The 17,982-nt window shown below is 53.7% G+C and carries 13 protein-coding genes and 1 riboswitch; of the genes, 9 read left to right on the forward strand and 4 right to left on the reverse strand.

The window, feature by feature from the left end; all coding sequences use genetic code 11:
* Window positions 1-8 precede the first annotated feature (8 nt).
* Together panS and lysC are read right to left on the reverse strand one after the other, a co-directional pair.
* Window positions 9-941, reverse strand: coding sequence for a ketopantoate/pantoate/pantothenate transporter PanS (gene panS, locus GC090_RS19035; RefSeq protein WP_039339079.1), 933 nt, complete (start codon window positions 939-941; stop codon window positions 9-11).
* Between the two features lie 115 nt (window positions 942-1,056).
* Window positions 1,057-2,409: a lysine-sensitive aspartokinase 3 gene (gene lysC / locus GC090_RS19040; protein ID WP_006121545.1), complete on the reverse strand. Its 1,353-nt coding sequence runs from the start codon at window positions 2,407-2,409 to the stop codon at window positions 1,057-1,059.
* 110 nt (window positions 2,410-2,519) lie between these two features.
* Window positions 2,520-2,713: riboswitch (Lysine riboswitch) on the reverse strand.
* A 399-nt stretch (window positions 2,714-3,112) separates the two neighbouring features.
* Between lysC and pgi the strand changes: the two genes are divergently transcribed.
* The 6 genes from pgi (at window position 3,113) to iclR (ending at window position 10,423) form a co-directional block, all read left to right on the forward strand.
* Window positions 3,113-4,759 carry a glucose-6-phosphate isomerase gene (pgi, locus tag GC090_RS19045; protein WP_006121544.1) on the forward strand — a complete coding sequence of 549 codons (1,647 nt, stop codon included), beginning with the start codon at window positions 3,113-3,115 and terminating at the stop codon, window positions 4,757-4,759.
* A gap of 558 nt (window positions 4,760-5,317) precedes the next feature.
* Window positions 5,318-5,563: an exopolysaccharide production protein YjbE gene (gene yjbE / locus GC090_RS19050; protein WP_006121543.1), complete on the forward strand. Its 246-nt coding sequence runs from the start codon at window positions 5,318-5,320 to the stop codon at window positions 5,561-5,563.
* A gap of 192 nt (window positions 5,564-5,755) precedes the next feature.
* Window positions 5,756-6,403 (forward strand): YjbF family lipoprotein, encoded by a 648-nt coding sequence (locus GC090_RS19055; RefSeq protein WP_324020634.1) that lies wholly within the window; start codon window positions 5,756-5,758, stop codon window positions 6,401-6,403.
* Entirely contained in the window at window positions 6,400-7,143 is a 744-nt protein-coding gene (locus GC090_RS19060; RefSeq protein ID WP_324020635.1) for a capsule biosynthesis GfcC family protein, read from the forward strand. Before GC090_RS19055 ends, GC090_RS19060 begins: the two co-directional genes overlap by 4 nt.
* Window positions 7,143-9,233, forward strand: coding sequence for a YjbH domain-containing protein (locus tag GC090_RS19065; protein ID WP_324020636.1), 2,091 nt, complete (start codon window positions 7,143-7,145; stop codon window positions 9,231-9,233). The genes GC090_RS19060 and GC090_RS19065 overlap by 1 nt, the downstream gene beginning before the upstream one ends.
* Window positions 9,234-9,592: 359 nt before the next feature.
* Window positions 9,593-10,423, forward strand: a complete 831-nt coding sequence (gene iclR, locus GC090_RS19070) for a glyoxylate bypass operon transcriptional repressor IclR (protein WP_039339083.1) — start codon at window positions 9,593-9,595, stop codon at window positions 10,421-10,423.
* A 90-nt stretch (window positions 10,424-10,513) separates the two neighbouring features.
* On the opposite strand, the gene GC090_RS19075 is transcribed toward iclR, so the two are convergent.
* The gene (locus GC090_RS19075; protein WP_033738936.1) at window positions 10,514-11,692 is read right to left on the reverse strand and encodes a serine hydrolase domain-containing protein; all 1,179 of its coding nucleotides are present in this window, start codon (window positions 11,690-11,692) and stop codon (window positions 10,514-10,516) included.
* 586 nt (window positions 11,693-12,278) lie between these two features.
* Between GC090_RS19075 and GC090_RS19080 the strand changes: the two genes are divergently transcribed.
* The 3 genes from GC090_RS19080 to uxuR all read left to right on the forward strand — a co-directional run bounded on the left by GC090_RS19080 (window position 12,279) and on the right by uxuR (window position 16,153).
* On the forward strand, window positions 12,279-13,808 hold the full coding sequence (locus GC090_RS19080) for an MFS transporter (protein ID WP_054634679.1): 1,530 nt from the start codon (window positions 12,279-12,281) through the stop codon (window positions 13,806-13,808).
* A gap of 104 nt (window positions 13,809-13,912) precedes the next feature.
* The gene (uidC, locus tag GC090_RS19085; RefSeq protein WP_006121536.1) at window positions 13,913-15,175 is read left to right on the forward strand and encodes a glucuronide uptake porin UidC; all 1,263 of its coding nucleotides are present in this window, start codon (window positions 13,913-13,915) and stop codon (window positions 15,173-15,175) included.
* Window positions 15,176-15,382: 207 nt separating this feature from the next.
* Window positions 15,383-16,153, forward strand: a complete 771-nt coding sequence (gene uxuR / locus GC090_RS19090; RefSeq protein WP_033738931.1) for a Uxu operon transcriptional regulator — start codon at window positions 15,383-15,385, stop codon at window positions 16,151-16,153.
* Here the strand turns inward: uxuR and aceK are convergent.
* On the reverse strand, window positions 16,111-17,931 hold the full coding sequence (gene aceK, locus GC090_RS19095; protein WP_324020637.1) for a bifunctional isocitrate dehydrogenase kinase/phosphatase: 1,821 nt from the start codon (window positions 17,929-17,931) through the stop codon (window positions 16,111-16,113). The two genes, uxuR and aceK, sit on opposite strands and share 43 nt — an antisense overlap.
* Between the last annotated feature and the right edge of the window lie 51 nt (window positions 17,932-17,982).

A 17,982-nucleotide genomic window follows, 5' to 3' on the forward strand; every position in this document is an offset into this window, starting at 1 on the left:
TGTGTCTCTCAGGGACGGGATGACGGCTTTTTATCTGTGGGCTTACCGGACCAGTAGCCCGCCAGCAGGGAACCGGAAAGGTTGTGCCAGACGGAAAACAACGCCCCCGGCAGTGCAGCCAGTGGCGAGAAATACAGTTTACCCAGCGTCGCCGCCAGCCCTGAATTCTGCATGCCCACTTCCAGCGCCAGCGTGCGGCAGGTAGATTCATCAAAGCCAAACAGCTTGCCGCCCCAGTAACCGCCGAGCAGACCAATGGCGTTATGTAACATGACGGCGGCGATCACCATCACGCCAACCGAGGCAATAAAGCTCTGGCTACCGGCGACCACAGCACTGATGATCAGCAGAATACACACCATTGAAAAAGCGGGAAGATAAGGTTCTACCCGACGAACCAGTCCGTTAAACGTGTGGTGAATGATCAACCCTAACCCGATAGGGATCACGACGATCCTGATGATGCTCAGCAGCATACCGGCAACATCAACCTGAATATGCGTATCCACATAAAAACGGGTCAGCAGCGGCGTGGCAAACACACCAACCAGCGCGGACACCGAGGAGATGGTCACCGAGAGCGCCACATCGCCTTTTGCCAGATAAATCATCACGTTCGAGGCGGTTCCACTGGCAACGCTGCCCACCAGAATCATCCCGGCAGCCAGATCGGGCGGCATGTTAAACAGTTTTGCCAGCGCCCATGCCGCCAGGGGCATCACCAGATAGTGCAGGAATGTACCTGCAAGCACCGGCGCCGGACGGGTTAAGACGCGTTTGAAATCATTGATATTCAGCGTGACGCCCATACCGAACATAATCAGCATCAGCAGATACGCGACCCACGGGCCAATACCCAGAAAGGTGGTGGGCGAGTAGTAAGCCGCGACAGACAACAGGACGGCCCACAGGGGGAACAGACGGGTTAAGGTGGCAAGCATCAACAAACATCCTTTTAGCAAAATCAGCGACGTGCGTGGAATGATGTCCGGCGGCATCACAGCCGGTCAGTAAAAAGCCGGACAGGGTCCGGCTTTCTTTTGATGTCAGCGGCGCTTATTCAAACAAGTTGTGGTGCAGCGTACGCACCACACTTTCCGCATCGTCACCTGGCACCAGGAAGCAGAGGTTATAGCTGCTGGCTCCGTAGCAAATCATGCGCAGGTTAAAGGGCTCAAGTACGCCAAACACCTCTTTACCTACCCCACAGGCTTTCGACAGTTCATTGCCGATTATGGCCACCAGCGCCAGGTTTTCCTCTACTTCCACCCGACACAGGGATGAGAGCTCGGTTAACAACGCCTGGCTCAGCAGATGGTCGCCGGTTGAAGTCGAGCCGGTCGTATCCAGCGTCAACGCGACGCTGACTTCCGAGGTGGTAATCAGATCCACTGACACGTTGTGACGCACCAGGATATTGAACACTTCAGACAGGAAGCCCGGCGTATGCAACATATTCAGGCTGTGCAACGTGACCAGGGTTTGCTTGCGACGTAGCGCCAGCGCTCTGAACAGCGGCGGATTCGCCGTCTCATTGCACACGCGCGTACCGCCTGCTGCAGGATCTTTACTGGAGCCGACGAACACCGGAATGTCGCTACGGACAGCGGGCAGCAGCGTGGCAGGATGCAGAACTTTGGCACCAAAAGTGGCCATTTCAGCCGCTTCTTCAAAAGTGATTTCATCAATACGTTTAGCCGCAGGGACTACACGCGGATCGGTGGTGTAAATGCCCGGCACGTCTGTCCAGATATCCACGCGCGCAGCGTTTAATGCTTCACCCAGCAGTGCGGCCGTGTAATCACTGCCGCCGCGGCCCAGCGTCGTGGTGCGTCCTTTTTCTTCGCTGCCGATAAAGCCCTGCGTGACCACCAGAGCGGCGGCAATGCGCGGCTGCAACTGCACACTGACCTGCTCGGCCAGTACGGCGACATCAGGCTCCGCACGGCCAAAGCGATCGTTCGTGCGCATGACTTTACGCACGTCAAACCATTCCGCATTGACCCCGCGCTCTCGCAGGATCTCGACAAACAGCAGAGTCGACATGAGTTCGCCGTGGCTGACCAGTTCGTCGGTTAAGGCGCTGGAGGTGGCGAGAGCGGCGGCGTCAGACAGCATGCCGATATTGTCGATAATGCGGTCGATTTCATCGCGGATAACGTCTGGATTGTTCAGGCGATCGATGATGGCATATTGAATGCGGCGGATATCATCGAGCTGCGCCGCGCGTTGCGATGTCTCCTGACCTTCGGCAAGGGAGACCAGCAGATTGGTGATGCCTGCAGAGGCAGAAAGCACCACCAGCCGGGTATTGCTGTCCTGCAACACCACATCGGCGCTACGGTTCATGGCATCGAAATCGGCAACGCTGGTACCGCCAAATTTCGCTACATTCAGATTCAGAGACATTGTATGACCTCGTGTCAGGATACGTTGCCCTCACCCGTTAAGAGATGAGAAACAGTAATTCAGCCTAAGCACAAGGAAAGAGCAGAAACGGGTAAAATCGAATAGACGAGTCACCCAGAAGCGCTCCACCTTGCGAAACGTCCGACTGTGGACGTTTCTGGTGACAACCCAGGGGATTCAGCCCCTGTAGCCGACAGCCAACACACCGTGATGTTGACCACCTCGGCGTCGCTCCCCCTGATGTGTTATCTCTGGATACGGTTCCTCCAACACACTGCCTGGTCGACGCGCCTCTTCTGGCTTGCGCACAGGTGCGCAAGTAGCGCGCATAGATTTAGCGATTTCTGGCCCTGCTGTCAATGACCGTCACGGGACAATTTTTCATGCAGAGCGCACCGGATAACAAATTTTGCCTAATCTCTGCGACTACAGTGCTAAATGGCTTCAGCAACGTCGTCACATTCTGATGCGGCACAATGTTCGTGGGCTGCCGTTGCGCCATACTTTTCAGCCTTTCGCCCATGGAAACAGTCCGAATGATTGCCGCATCATCCACTGCGAAACGGGCTGTATTCGTGCGCTGACACCATCGCACTGACAAAGTTTTTCCTTTCAGTTGCAACTGTGGTCATACTGAAATGCTAACCGGGTACGATGCGACCCCGATGGAATGACGGTTCTTAATATCAACAAGAGTGTTGCCATGAAAAATATCAATCCGACCCAAACCGCAGCCTGGAAAGCGCTGCAAGAGCATTATGAACAGATGAAAACGGCGAAAATCGCCGACCTGTTTGCCCAGGATGCCGATCGTTTTGCTAAATTCTCAGCCACCTTTGACGACCAGATGCTGGTAGATTTTTCGAAAAACCGCATCACGCAGGAGACGCTCGATAAACTGCTGGCCCTGGCAAAAGAAACCGATTTAAGCGGCGCGATTGCGTCCATGTTCTCGGGCGAAAAGATTAACCGGACGGAGGATCGCGCCGTCCTGCACGTCGCCCTGCGCAACCGCAGCAATACGCCAATCAAGGTGGATGGCAAAGATGTGATGCCTGAAGTCAACGCGGTGCTGGCGAAAATGAAAAGCTTCTCCGAGCGCATTATTGGCGGTGACTGGAAAGGTTACACCGGCAAACCGATCACCGATGTGGTAAACATTGGTATCGGCGGTTCCGATCTGGGGCCGTTTATGGTGACTGAGGCATTGCGCCCGTACAAAAACCACCTGAACATGCATTTTGTGTCCAACGTTGACGGCACGCACATCGCCGAAACGCTGAAAGACCTCAGCCCCGAAACCACGCTGTTTCTGGTGGCGTCAAAAACCTTTACCACCCAGGAAACCATGACCAATGCGCACAGCGCACGCGACTGGTTCCTGAAAACAGCCGGCGATCAACAACACGTTGCGAAGCACTTTGCTGCGCTCTCTACCAATGCTAAAGCCGTGGGCGAATTTGGTATCGATACCGACAATATGTTCGAGTTCTGGGACTGGGTCGGCGGCCGCTATTCGCTGTGGTCGGCCATTGGCCTGTCCATTATTCTGTCGATTGGTTTTGAGAACTTTGAGCAGTTGCTGAGTGGCGCGCATGCCATGGATAAGCACTTCTCTACCACGCCAGCCGAAAAGAATATCCCCGTTCTGCTGGCGCTGATTGGTATCTGGTATAACAACTTCTTTGGCGCGGAAACCGAAGCTATCCTGCCTTACGATCAGTACATGCACCGTTTTGCAGCCTATTTCCAACAGGGAAATATGGAGTCGAACGGGAAGTACGTTGATCGCGCAGGCCAGCCGGTGACCTATCAGACGGGCCCGATTATCTGGGGTGAACCCGGCACCAACGGCCAGCATGCGTTCTATCAGTTGATTCACCAGGGCACCAAACTGGTACCTTGCGATTTTATTGCACCTGCCATCAGCCACAATGCCCTGGCCGATCACCATCCTAAGCTGCTGTCGAATTTCTTTGCTCAGACCGAAGCGCTGGCATTTGGTAAGTCACGCGAAGTGGTGCAGAAAGAATTTACTGATGCGGGTAAATCGGCGGAATCTGTCGCGCACATCGTGCCGTTTAAAGTGTTTGAAGGGAACCGCCCGACCAACTCAATTCTGTTGCGCGAAATCACGCCATTCAGCCTGGGCGCGCTGATTGCGCTCTACGAGCATAAGATCTTCACCCAGGGGGCAATTCTGAATATCTTCACTTTTGACCAGTGGGGCGTGGAATTAGGCAAACAGCTGGCTAACCGTATTCTGCCGGAGCTGGAAGATGACAGTAATATTACCAGTCATGACAGTTCGACTAACGCCTTAATTAACTGCTACAAGAAATGGCGCTAATCGTATAGTGACAGAGGCGGCCTGCCGGCCGCCTTTTTTTTGTCATCACGATCGGGCACGCTGCTTTTTATCTGAAAAGCCTGCTGGCAGACTGGAAAATTCTTAAAATGCACTGCGGCAATTCTGAACCTCGCGCTGCGCAGAGCGCATCACCCTACTAAAAACCGGATCTAAAACGGTAAGCCAATGCTTCTTACCTCTTGTTTTATAAGGTGATTGGATTTTACGCTTATTCAGGTAATTCCGATTATTCTCATTCCGTACCAAAAGATACTAAATAAGTAGAAACCGCTTTGCTTTCCTCTTACTCACAGACAAATATCCGGCCTTTCACGGTAAATCCACCAATTTAAAATAAGTTAACGCTGAATCCGCTTAATTTGCCCCGTTTTTTTACGCGTCATTTACCAGGTTTTAAGACTACTCAACTCTGGTATTTTGTTGCCCTATACTGGACGCGCCCATAATGGGTCTGTCCTTCGGTTTGCGATAACCGTTTATTCTGTTTCGCGAATGTGTTGGATAGCAATCCTTCATTCAACCAATGTAGGTGTTGTTATGAAAAAACGCATGATTGCCGGTCTGGCATTACTCGTCGCCGTCTCTTCCAGCGCTTATGCGGCACCGGAAGAAGCTGGTGCCGCAGCAGGCGCACAGGCGGGGACAATCTCCGCAGGTACGACTACCGCTGTAGGTATCGGCGTGCTCGGCGCGTTAGTAGGACTCGGCGTTGCCGCTTCTGGCGGTGGTGACGGGGCAAATACGGGTACAACTACCACGACCACAACGGGCACCACACGTTGATGGGTACCCTGATTCTTTAGGCTGCAGCAAGGCCGCGAACGTGTGAGTCGTGATGCATTTACGCAGGTGAGTGTGTTGCGACGAGGACGCCAGCGTGTCGGCAGCTGAAAGAACAGAGGTATGGGAGCATTAATCATAACCACACATTCGTGTGGTTATTTTTACTTTGGCATCATTTATCAGGGACACATTGTGCGCCAACTTCCGCTGCTGCTCGTTTGCCTGCTGCTGCAGGCCTGTACACAAACGCAAAAAGGACTCGAACAGACGGTGATAATGGCCATCGAAGGGCCAAAAGATGTCACTGTCACGCCTCAGGAAATTGATGCGCTGCCCTACGCCAGCCTGTATGCACGCATTAATGACGGCCCACGCATTTTTGTCGTGCTGGGTTACAACGAAAACGGCCAGCAAAAATGGATTACGCGTGACCAGTCCATGCTGGTAACGGCCCACGGCAGGCTGATTAAAACGCTGGGCCTGCCCGACAACCTGATGAACGTCAGTAACCTGCAACAGGATCCGCTGGCGAAAGGCCTGTCGCTGACCAACGGCCAGCACTGGACGCGGATTGTGCAGTGGACCGGGCAGGGCAAATTCCAGAGCGCCACCGTCAGTTCCACTTTCGAGCGTGGCGATGATGAAGTTCTGACGATTGCCGGAAACCGCATCCCCTGCCGCGTCTGGCATGAGGCGTTACGTATCGACAGCCTTGGCCATGAGTGGCAAAACACGTTCTGGATCGATAACAGCAGCGGTCAGGTCGTGCAATCCCGACAGATGCTTGCTGCCGATACCTTCCCTGTTGAAATCACCATTCTGAAGCCGGCGAAATCATGAAAAAAATAACGCTATTGTTGGCAGGCGTGAGTCTGCTTACCAGTCTGGGTGCCCGTGCCGCAGGTCAGGTTACCGTTCATGCCCCGCAGGACACCGCCAGCGTGCAGCTCAATCAGGTCGAAAATCTGGCGCAGTTGGTGACGCAGCCCGCATTAATGGCCCAAACCGACTGGCGACGGGCCGTGATTGCTGAGCAGGAAGCGACAGCCCAGGCCCGGCAGCAGTATCAGCAGGCCCTGGCCGCGCTGCGTACCTGGCGGGCCGACAGCAGTGGTGAACAAGCCGCCGCCATTGACGCGGTGATTCGGCAGTTCAGCAACATGAAGGTGACGGGCCGTCAGTTCGTCACGCTGGATCCTGATCGCATCCGGCTGCATTCAGCAGACAACCGCCGCCTGGACGGGCGTTATGATCTCTATCTCACTCAGCCCAGTCATCATGTGCTGCTGCTGGGCGCGATTGCCGGAGCCGGACGCGAAGCCTGGCAACCGGGCAAGTCCGTGCGGGAATACCTGCGTGACCATCCACGGCTGGCCGGCGCAGAACGCAATTTCGCGGTTGTGATTGCGCCAGACGGAACGACGCAGAACGTCCCGATTGCTTACTGGAACCATCGCCATGTCGAACCTGAACCTGGCAGCATTATTTTTGTGGGCTTTTCCTCATGGACCCTGCCAGGCGCCTTTGACGATCTGAATAGCCGCCTTGTTTCTGTTCTGACTCACCGGATACCAGACTGATGAAAAAACGTTATCTTCTCAGCCTGTTGGCTGTTTCAGTAGCAAGCGCCTGCCAGGCGCAGGCGGAAATGTATGAGGCGCCCGTCACGCCGTCGCAGTCTGATTTCGGCGGCGTAGGGCTGATGCAGGTACCGACTGCGCGAATGGCAAGAGAAGGCGAATTCAGCCTTAACTTCCGCGATAATGACCAGTATCGCTACTATTCCGCCTCATTACAGCTTTTCCCCTGGCTGGAAACGACTGTGCGCTACACGGATGTGCGGACACGACGTTACAGTGCGGTAGAGAGTTTCAGTGGTAATCAAAGCTATAAAGATAAAGCCTTCGATCTGAAACTGCGGTTGTGGCAGGAAGGATACTGGTTACCTGAAGTCTCGTTCGGTACGCGCGATCTTGGCGGTACCGGCTTATTTGACAGTGAATATCTGGTCGCCACCAAAGCCTGGGGGCCCTTTGACTTTACGCTGGGCTTTGGCTGGGGCTATCTGGGTAACAGCGGAACCGTTTCCAACCCCTTCTGCTCTTACAGCGACAGCTTCTGTCAGCGCCCGGGCGTAGGACAGGCTGGCTCGATTAACGGTTCTCAGATGTTTCACGGCCCTTCTGCCCTGTTCGGCGGTATTGAATACCAAACGCCGTGGCAGCCGCTGCGCCTGAAAGTGGAATATGAAGGCAATGATTATAAAGATGATTTTGCCGGACGCCTGCCGCAGCGCAGTAAAGTTAACGTCGGTGCGATCTACCGCGTAACTGACTGGGCGGATATCAATGCCAGCTATGAGCGCGGCAATACCTTTATGTTCGGCTTTACCATCCGGACTAACTTTAACGATATGCATCAGGATCATATCGACAGCCCTAAACCGGCCTATGATCCGCATCCGCAGCCGAAATTGCTGGAGACCACGGTGACAGGCAATCAGCTGTCTGCGCTGAAGTACGACGCAGGCCTGGCGGGCCCGAAAATCCAGACCAAAGGCAATACGCTGTATGTATCGGGCGAGCAGACCAAATATCGCGATACCCGCGAAGGGGTCGACCGCGCCAATCGTATCATCATGAACAACCTGCCGGACGGCATCGATACGATTAACGTCACAGAGTCGCGCTTCAATATGCCGCAGGTGACGACAGAAACGTCCGTTGCCAGCCTGCGTAATGATTTGACTGGCTACCCGTTAGGACATGAGCAATCTCTGCAGCAGGTACGCAAAAATCCGGTCGATCCGGGTCAGACCGAGCAGGGGATGTTTATTCGCAAAGATCGCCTGGATTACGGTCTGTCTCCGGTACTCAATCAGTCTGTCGGCGGCCCGGAGAGCTTTTATCTGTATCAGGTCGGCGTCATGGGCAACGTCGATTACTGGCTGACCAATCATCTGCTGGTCAGTGGCAGCCTGTTTGCTAACGTGGCAAATAACTATAACAAATTCAATTACAACGGTGCCCCCGCCGATTCCACCCTGCCCCGCGTGCGTACGCATATTCGTGACTACGTTGAGAACAACGTTTACGTCAACGATCTGCAGGCTAACTACATGGATTATCTGGGCAATGGTTTCTACGGCCAGGTCTATGGCGGCTATCTGGAAACCATGTACGGTGGTGTCGGGGGCGAAGTGCTTTATCGTCCGGTGGACAGCAACTGGGCGGTGGGCGTATACGCCAACTATGTGCGCCAGCGTGACTGGAACGACATGATGCGGTTTACGCATTACGAAGCCCCGACCGGCAACCTGACAGGTTACTGGCGGCCGTGGTTTGCGGAAGATGTGTTGGTTAAGGCCAGTATCGGCCAGTATCTGGCGAAGGATAAAGGCGTCACGCTGGATGTCTCTAAACGCTTCGACAGCGGCGTCATGGTCGGCGTCTATGCGACCAAAACCAATGTCTCCTCTCAGCAGTACGGCGAAGGCGACTTTACGAAAGGTTTCTACATTTCCATCCCAATGGATCTGTTTACCGTGACGCCAACGCGTGGCCGTGCGCAGATTAACTGGGTTCCGCTCACCCGCGATGGCGGTCAGATGCTGGGACGCAAGTACCAGCTGTATGACATGACCTCGGATCGCGATGCGCGGTTCAACTGATAAAGAGGGCAGCCTGCGGGCTGCCTTCTTTTTTGTCTGCGTCGTCCTCAGCTGAAAGGCCCGCGCGCCACGCCGCTCACCAACGTGTTTTTACAGCCGCATAATCTTCCACCCGATCGCGCTGGCTTTGCGCCACCGCAACATAGCGGCTGGCAGGATGACTAAAATATCTGCCTCACCTTGACGCGCCTGACCACATCGCAAATTACCCCCACAGGTTTCATTCCAGCGTGTGCCTTCACATCCGGCCAGGCCCGGCGGATTGCGGAGACGGAGAGCAGGTCTGACCAGCGCACCAGCGTTTGCATTTACGGTGATTAAAACGAAAATGGTTTCCACTATGTGAAAGGAGAGACTCTATGGCTACGCCTGTTGCCGCCAAACGCGGTAAAAAACCTCGCAGCACGTCGGCACCTCCCGCTCCGGCTGGCGGTCAGGTTCAGTCACTGACACGGGGGCTGACGTTGCTGGAGTTGATCGCCAGTTCACAGGGTAGCGTGGCACTTACCGAACTGGCACAACAGGCGGGTTTACCAAACTCGACCACCCATCGTCTGCTGACCACAATGCAGCAGCAGGGCTTTGTACGCCAGGTGGGCGATCTGGGTTTCTGGACAATCGGCGCGCATGCGTTTGTGGTTGGAAGCAGTTTTTTGCAGAGCCGCAACCTGCTGGCGCTGGTGCATCCGGTGTTACGTTCACTGATGGAGAGTTCGGGCGAAACGGTCAATCTGGCGGTGCTGGACCTGAGCGACTTCCAGGCGGTCATTATTGACCAGGTACAGTGCACGCAGCTCATGCGCATGTCCGCACCGATCGGCGGCAAGCTGCCCATGCATGCTTCCGGAGCGGGCAAAGCCTTTCTTGCCCATCTCAGCGACGACAAAGTGACCGCGCTGCTGCACCAGAAGGGCCTGCATTACTACACACCCAATACGCTGATGTCTCCGCAGAGCCTGAAAACTAACCTGGCACAAATACGTACCCGTGGATTTTCTTTCGATGACGAAGAGCATGCGCTCGGCTTGCGTTGCGTGGCGGCACCCATTTATGACGAACACGGCGAGCCTTTTGCTGCGCTGTCGATTTCGGGTCCAATTGCCCGCATGACTGACGATCGCATTACCGAACTGGGCGCGCTGGTCATTCGGGAAGCGCGCCAGGTTACCCAGGCTTACAGCGGTCGTTAAGGAACGGGCTTCGCGCCGTGCGCGAGTCCGGAAATCGACGCGTAGATCACTGGCGCGATCCAGCGCGCCAGTGGCTGATGGCCTGTCATATCAGGCGCTTAGTAAACCTTTATAGACGGCATCACGCACCATCACAGGAAACTGCCCATTCACCCCCTCCGGTGTGGTATTGGTCATGGCGACCACGCACAGCGCGTTTTGACGATCCACGAACCAGGTGTGTCCATACGCTCCACTCCACGACAGCGTACCGGCTGACTGAGGCGACAGGGCAGCATCCGGATCCACCAGCAGTGCCCAGCCCACACCAAATCCCCATCCCGGCCCCTGCGTAGCCCAGTTTGCCGTCACGTGTTCCTGCGTCATGTAGTCAAAACTTTCACGCGTGATTAGCGGCGCGCCTTCACGCCGGACGGTTTCCAGCACTTGCATAAAATCGAGGGCCGTTCCTGCCATACCGCCGCCGCCGCACGGCCAGGCATCGGGTTTGAGAATACGGCCGGGGCTAAAAATCGCGGTGCCTTCACCGAAAGGGATCTGCTGATTATCACGCATGACTGAAGGCACCGGGTTGTCGTCCGTGTAGACCGTGGTTAATCGCGACGCGTCTCTGACGCTAAACAGCGTGTCTGCCATCCCCAGTGGGCTCGTTATATGGTGATTCACCAGTTCTGGCAGGCTTTTACCGGTCGCCCGCACCATGATTTCACCGAGGACATCGATGCCCAGAGAATAACGCCAGCCGGTGCCGGGACGGAACTGTAACCGGGTGCCCGCAAGGCGCTGCAGATTCTCTTCCAGGGTGAGTCCGGGCTGATAGTCGATGCCGTCTGACACATTGCGTGAGTGATAAAGCGAATCCGCCGGGGCGGAATAACGATAGCGTAAACCTGACATATGGCTCAGCAAATGCCGCACCCGGATAGTGGCTGGCTCACCGTTCTCAAGGCAGGGACGGAAATCCGGAAGCCAGCGGGTGATATCGTCGTCCAGTGTGATATCCCCTTGCTCGATCAGGCGCATGGCGGTCAGGCTGACAATGGGTTTGGTGAGTGACGCAAGACGGTATATCGCATCCACAGACATGGCTTTATTTTGCTCTCTGTCCGCCCACCCCGCCGCCCGTTGATAAATCAGTTTTCCCGCCTGAGCCACCATCACTGTGGTACCCACAACACGCTGGCTATTAATCGCATGATCAATAACCGCATCCATTGCGGCTTCGAACTTTGCCGGGGCAGGAGAGAGTCCAGAGGTAAAATAAAACATAATGAAGTCCTTTTTTAATCAGAAGTAATGAGAAAGATAAAACATCCAATCTCAGGCAATATTTAATCTTTAAAGAATGTATTCACTTAGATAATTTAATAATGAAAAATAAAAACCAAACCACAATAGTTAAACTAGATAACATCTCATCATTAAATAACACACGCCTTACATAATAACTCCCTCCCATTTTCAACTGGTCAACCAATAGGGAATTTGAGTCTACCTTATCGGCATCCATAGTATTTGTGACCGACCTCTTTTTTTTAAAAGGGCAGAATGATTACCATGCTCTACGCCGAAAATACGCGTATTAACGCATCAGTACAAATAACAGCGCGCCTTTTAGAGAACACAGAGCGGGGCATTATTCTGGTCAACCAAAATTTACCATGCTAAATAACGGCGTTAAAAATCACTATTTATTTAACAAAAAATACTCACCTGCATTAAAGACTGACAACGCAAACACACACCCGCGTTGTTTATTCTTTAGGGCTTTATTTAAAAGTTCGCATTACTTTTTCACGCTTATACGACACCTGAATGCGTCTGAGCGCCACTCCGATTTTATTAAGGGAATATTATGACAACGTTAGCACAGCCCGTGCGCAGAAAAGTGGGGACAGGCACCGCCATTGGCTATGGCATTACCGATATTTTTGGCGGTGGGTCCATGGCTTTAATCGGTACATGGTTACTGTTTTTTTATACGACGTTTTGTGGGCTTTCAATGTTGGAAGCCAGCTCAATTTTTGCTATTGCCCGTATTATTGATGCCATTCTGAGTCCGGTGATGGGATATATCACCGATAAATTCGGCAGTACCCGGCTCGGTAAGCGCTTTGGTCGCCGTCGCTTCTTCCTGCTCATCAGCGCGCCAATGATGTTTGTTTACGCGCTGGTCTGGGTCAGCGACATGAACTACTGGTACTACCTTGGCACCTACCTGGCGGTAGAACTGCTGGTTGCCATGGTGCTGGTACCGTGGGAAACCCTGGCGGCAGAGATGACCAATGATTTTGGTGAAAGAACACGGATGGCCGCCATCCGCCTGACATTTTCTCAGGTAGGAACCTTCCTGACCGCTTCGGTGCCGGGCATTGTGATTCAGTATTTTGGCCAGGATTCGGCGCTGACCTATACCTACACCGGTATTATGTTTTCCTGCCTGTTCTTTATTGTGGTGTTGATTACCTGGTATTGTACCTGGGAGTCAAAAGATATGAACCCGGAAGAGTTTGAACGGCGCAATACGGGTCCCAGCCTCGGATTATTGAGCCACCTGAAAAATATGTTTGTCGAGTTAATGACAACCTTCAAAATAAAAATATTCAGACAACATTTAATTATCTATATCTCTTCATTTACTGCACTGGATATTTTTATTGCTGTCTTCGTTTACTTTGTTGTCTACGGTTTAAATCTGGATGCGGCCAACGCGTCGGCCTATCTTTCCATTGCGACGTCCGTCTCCATTCCTTCCACGCTGCTTTTCATGTTTATGCTGGATAAACTGAATGTCAGGCCCGCCTACGCCATGCGTATTTCCTACCTGTGTATTTTAGGTGTGCTGGGTTATCTGATTTTAATGTTTATCGGCCATTCGGCAGTGTCGTCATGGTGGTTGACCACGCTCATTTTTGTCCTGCTGGGTTTTGGCCGTGCGGGGCTTTACTTTATCCCCTGGAATATTTACAGCTTTATTCCCGATGTGGATGAAATGGTCACGCGTCAGCGGCGCGAAGGCGTTTTTGCTGGCGTCATGACGTTGATGCGAAAAAGTACCGTGGCCGTCGCCATTATGGTGGTGGGTGCGGTACTGGAACACAATCATTTTGTTAAAGGCCAGTTAATTCAACCGGAAAGTGCGCTCAATGCGATTACCGGGCTCCTGGTCTTCGGCACCGGCGGTCTGTTACTGATCAGTTTATATATGACCTTCAAATTTAAACTGACACGCGAAACGCATCGGGTATTGGTGAATGAAATTGATCGCCTCAAGGCAGGCGGCGATAAAGCCGACTGCACACCCGAAACCAAAGAGGTCGTGAAAGCCCTGACGGGCTACGACTACGAGCAGGTCTGGCAACAGGATAAATGCACCCGGCCTTAATCTGGTCGGGTTGACGCGGGTCAGGAAAGGTAAAACGCAAGGCATGCAGATAACCGCCCGGCCCGACGTCATCCGGCTCTGTTCACATACGGTATGGATACGTGATGAAAATTGCCCTATTTTGCATTCTGCTTGTCAGCCTGTTTTTCCCGTCCTCTCCGCTTTATGCTGCCGCGATTAATGACGATGAGGACAGCCTGCGCATTCGTCTGAAAAACGATTTTCGGCGGGCCGACAAACCCAGCGCGGGTTCAGATCGTCATATTTACGCCTGGGTACAGGGTGGGCTGATTGATGTGAATACGCGCTATTACAATGACGTCATCGGCGTGAGCGCGGGAGCGTATTATGTGTACAAGCTGGGTGCAAACGCCGGCTGGAGCACCCGCTATTATCTGGACGGCCACGACAGCTTTGGTGTGGCCATTGGCGCGGTCAAACTTAAACCGGCAGAGAATCTTCGCCTGACGCTCGGGCGGTTTGGGACGGATTATGGTTACGGCAGCCTGCCCTGGCGCATCCCGTTGATCGCCGATAATTCGTCACGCACGATACAGACAATTTCTGAAGGTGCGCTGGCCCACTTTGAGGCGACAGAGAATCTGGAATTCTGGTCAATGTGGCGTAAGCGCGCGTTCTATTATGTCGACTCTGCCACGGGCGTGCGTGATGAAGGCGTGATTAACAGCACAACAGGGAAATACCATCCCCATCGGAGCCGCGGCTATCTGGTGGGATCCTGGCACGATGCTTCTTCGCGGTATTCACTGGGTGCCTCTTATCAACAAGATGTATCGACTCAGGTGCAAAGCATCGTCGAAAAAACCTATGCCTTTGCTGACGATCGCGCACTCAAATGGGAGCTGATGGGTTTTTATGGTCAGGTTGAGGGGATGAGTAAGCCTCTCAGTTATCACCACGAGACGGCGTTGATTTCCGGGCGATTAACCTATTCGTTTGCGAATGCCCGGTTATTTGGTGCCGTGGGTAAGCTTACCCATGATATTGATGGTCGCATTATCTATACGGATATTGGCTATCCCGACTCGCTGAGTATTGATCGCAATAAAGAAGGCATGCTGTCTGTTCAGCTTGGCGGGCAATATTTCTTCACCCCGAACGTCGGCGTTATGCTGGGCCCGATTCTTACTCACGGTTATGAAGACAAACAGCGCCATACCAGAATCAACGGAGTGGGCCTGATGGGCGCGATCCTGTACAACGTTGCAGAGGGCCCGTTTAAAGGCCTGAACATGTATATTGCCGCCGACAGAGCCAGGGAGAAGCGCCCCGGTAGCTCACTGGGTGACCGGCTCAATTACTGGGATGTGAAAGCCGGTATGCAATATGACTTCATGCTGAAGTAACAAATCATCAGATGAAGTAGTCTGTATGTTTCCAAAGTGGCATCTCTTGATGCCGCTTTTAATTATTCTCGCAATTTATTGTTAAATAAAGAATAAAACAGCGTGCCAACGCGTCAGCCTGCTTATCTTAACGTGCGCTGAACCCTGTTATCCCGATCGTGAGGTGGTAAAATTTTTGCCGCAACGGTATCTGACGGGAGCATCACTATGAGATCTGTCTCTCAGCAACGTCCTTATCAGCAAGTCGCCGCAAAAATCCGGCAGCGCATTGTGGAAACGCCCTATCGCCCGGGCGGGCGCCTGCCACCCGAGCGTGAAATGGCTGGCATGCTTAACGTCAGCCGCACCGTCGTTCGCGAGGCGCTCATTATGCTGGAAATCGAAGGGCTGATCGAAGTCAGACGGGGAGCCGGTATTTACGTCACAGCGCACAACTCTCCATGCCGTATTAGTGAGGCAAATCCCTCCTTTCACAACGATGCCGGCCCGTTTGAGCAGCTTCAGGCGCGACAGTTGCTGGAAAGCAATATCGCGGAGTTTGCCGCCCTGCAGGCGACACGGGCGGACATCATCAAAATGCGTCAGGCTTTGCTGCTGGAAGAACGCGAGCTGACCTCGTGTTCGCTGGGAAACCCGGAAAAAGGTGATATGCACTTTCATCTGGCCATCGCTGAAGCCACGCATAACAGTATGCTGGTCGACGTATTTCGCCAGTCATGGCAGTGGCGCGAAAACAACCCTATGTGGATTCAGCTGCACAGCCATCTTGGCGATACCCAATATCGTAAAGCGTGGCTGGTCGATCACCGGCAAATTCTTGCCGCGCTGATCAAAAAAGATGCCCGCGCCGCTAAGCTGGCTATGTGGCAGCATCTGGAAAATGTGAAGCAGCGTTTACTGGAATTTTCCAACGTGGACGATCTCGACTTTGATGGTTATCTGTTTGACTCCTGGCCGCTGGCAAAGAGTGACGGCTGAAGCGGTTCCCGTTCCTGGTCGGGGTGCTCTGGGATTTTATGCCGCGATGCAAGCCTGCTGCCATAGCGCACACAGAAGCGCTGGGCGGGCTGCCAGGCAATAACATCCTCAATATGCCCCTGCGCAATGCGCCGCTGCTGGGCGCGCCACCAGCCCGCGTCAAAAAGTTCCGGATGCCGTTGCTGGAGCAGCGCACCGACTTTCGGCTCACTGCACAGGGCATAACGAAAGGTTTCAGGAAAAACATCATCTGGCCCAACGCTGTACCAGGGCTCGGCGCTTAACTCGTCCTCCTCGTAACGCGCCGCAGGCACGTCACGGAAATGGAGTTCCTGCATCGGGCGAATCTCATCGTAGTCATAAAACACCACGCGTCCATGACGGGTGATGCCAAAATTTTTAAACAGCATATCACCGGGAAAGATATTAGCGGCAGCCAGTTGTTTGATCGCGTTGCCATATTCTTCAATGGCCTGAGCACGCGGGCTGTCGCTGGCCTCAGCCAGAAAAAGGTTAAGCGGCTGCATACGACGTTCCAGCCACAGATGACTGATGATCAGGCGATCGCCTTCAATACGCATTTTTCCGGCAATCGTATTCTGGAATGCCACCAGCAGTGCCGGCGTAATACGTGCGAGCGGCAGCGCAAACTGTTCAAAGGCCTGCGTGTCAGCCATGCGTCCCACACGGTCATGTTCTTTAACCTGCTGATAGCAGGCCCTTACCTGCTCTTCCGTGACCTCTTTTTGCGGAGCAAAGCGATCTTTGATGACTTTGAACACCCGATCAAAGCCCGGCAGCGTAAAGACCAGCATCACCATGCCAGGGATGCCTGGCGCAATCTCAAAGGCGGCATCCGTTTGCTCCAGCGCCTGCAGATATTCCCGGTAGCTTTCCGTTTTGCCATGTTTCTGGCAGCCGATGGCCATATAACGTTCTGCCAGCGTTTTACCCGGTAAGACAGGCTTCAGCCATGCGACCAGCGCGCCGGGTAATGGGGCATAAACCATGAAGTACGAGCGGGCAAAGCCGAACACGATGCTGGCCTCGTTCACATCCGTCAGGCAGGTATCGATCCACAATTCACCTTGCTCGCTGCGCTGAACCGGCAACAGGCATGGCAGGATAGCGTCGGGCAGATGCAGGCGAGCCACGATCCAGGCGGTTTTGTTGCGGTAAAACAGCTCACAACAGACGTCCAGCCAGCCCTGTGCCAGTTGCGCGGAAGAGAACGCCTCATGCAAATGGCGCACGATCCAGGCTTCATCGCGCGCCTGATCCTGCCAGGGCAGCGTCAAAGGCACATCGCGTAGCACCTCATGCAGCAGTGTTTGCCAGCCCCGATCGGGCCGATAGGTTCGCGCCAGTGGACGCGAAACCTGACGTTGTGGCGCAGGCGGTTGCGAGCTGAAGATAAATAACCGTTCCGGCTGTAATGCATGGTGACCATGCAGCCGGCAGTAAACGGAATTGAAAAAGCTTTCAGCAATTTCATAACGCGGATAACCGGGTAACAGGGTTTCATAGTGGTTTTTGATCTTCAGCCAAAAAGCATCGTCCCAGTGCGCCGCCCCGTTCAGTGCGCGCAGTTGATCGGCAACCAGCGCCACATGGTGGTCATAAAGATGAATTCGTGCCTTCATAGCCTGCTGTACGGCCAGCCACTCAGCCTGTTCAAAACGCTGCTGAGCACCCGCCGTAATATCAAGAAAACGGCCATACTGCGCATCGAAGCCCTGCAGAATGGTGTGCGCGATTAGGGATTCACGTGGCGGCATAATCCACTCCTGAAAAAGCCCGCCCACAGTTACCGGGCGGGAAAGACACAG

The sequence above is a fragment of the Pantoea sp. JZ29 genome (genome assembly GCF_035190385.1).
GTDB lineage: Bacteria > Pseudomonadota > Gammaproteobacteria > Enterobacterales > Enterobacteriaceae > Pantoea > Pantoea stewartii.

Excerpts from the sequence above, each read along its gene's own strand:
- panS (WP_039339079.1), bottom strand. The coding sequence starts at position 941 with ATGCTTGCCACCTTAACCCGTCTGTTCCCCCTGTGGGCCGTCCTGTTG.
- lysC (WP_006121545.1), bottom strand. The coding sequence starts at position 2,409 with ATGTCTCTGAATCTGAATGTAGCGAAATTTGGCGGTACCAGCGTTGCC.
- pgi (WP_006121544.1), top strand. The coding sequence starts at position 3,113 with ATGAAAAATATCAATCCGACCCAAACCGCAGCCTGGAAAGCGCTGCAA.
- yjbE (WP_006121543.1), top strand. The coding sequence starts at position 5,318 with ATGAAAAAACGCATGATTGCCGGTCTGGCATTACTCGTCGCCGTCTCT.
- GC090_RS19060 (WP_324020635.1), top strand. The coding sequence starts at position 6,400 with ATGAAAAAAATAACGCTATTGTTGGCAGGCGTGAGTCTGCTTACCAGT.
- GC090_RS19065 (WP_324020636.1), top strand. The coding sequence starts at position 7,143 with ATGAAAAAACGTTATCTTCTCAGCCTGTTGGCTGTTTCAGTAGCAAGC.
- iclR (WP_039339083.1), top strand. The coding sequence starts at position 9,593 with ATGGCTACGCCTGTTGCCGCCAAACGCGGTAAAAAACCTCGCAGCACG.
- GC090_RS19075 (WP_033738936.1), bottom strand. The coding sequence starts at position 11,692 with ATGTTTTATTTTACCTCTGGACTCTCTCCTGCCCCGGCAAAGTTCGAA.
- GC090_RS19080 (WP_054634679.1), top strand. The coding sequence starts at position 12,279 with ATGACAACGTTAGCACAGCCCGTGCGCAGAAAAGTGGGGACAGGCACC.
- uidC (WP_006121536.1), top strand. The coding sequence starts at position 13,913 with ATGAAAATTGCCCTATTTTGCATTCTGCTTGTCAGCCTGTTTTTCCCG.
- uxuR (WP_033738931.1), top strand. The coding sequence starts at position 15,383 with ATGAGATCTGTCTCTCAGCAACGTCCTTATCAGCAAGTCGCCGCAAAA.
- aceK (WP_324020637.1), bottom strand. The coding sequence starts at position 17,931 with ATGCCGCCACGTGAATCCCTAATCGCGCACACCATTCTGCAGGGCTTC.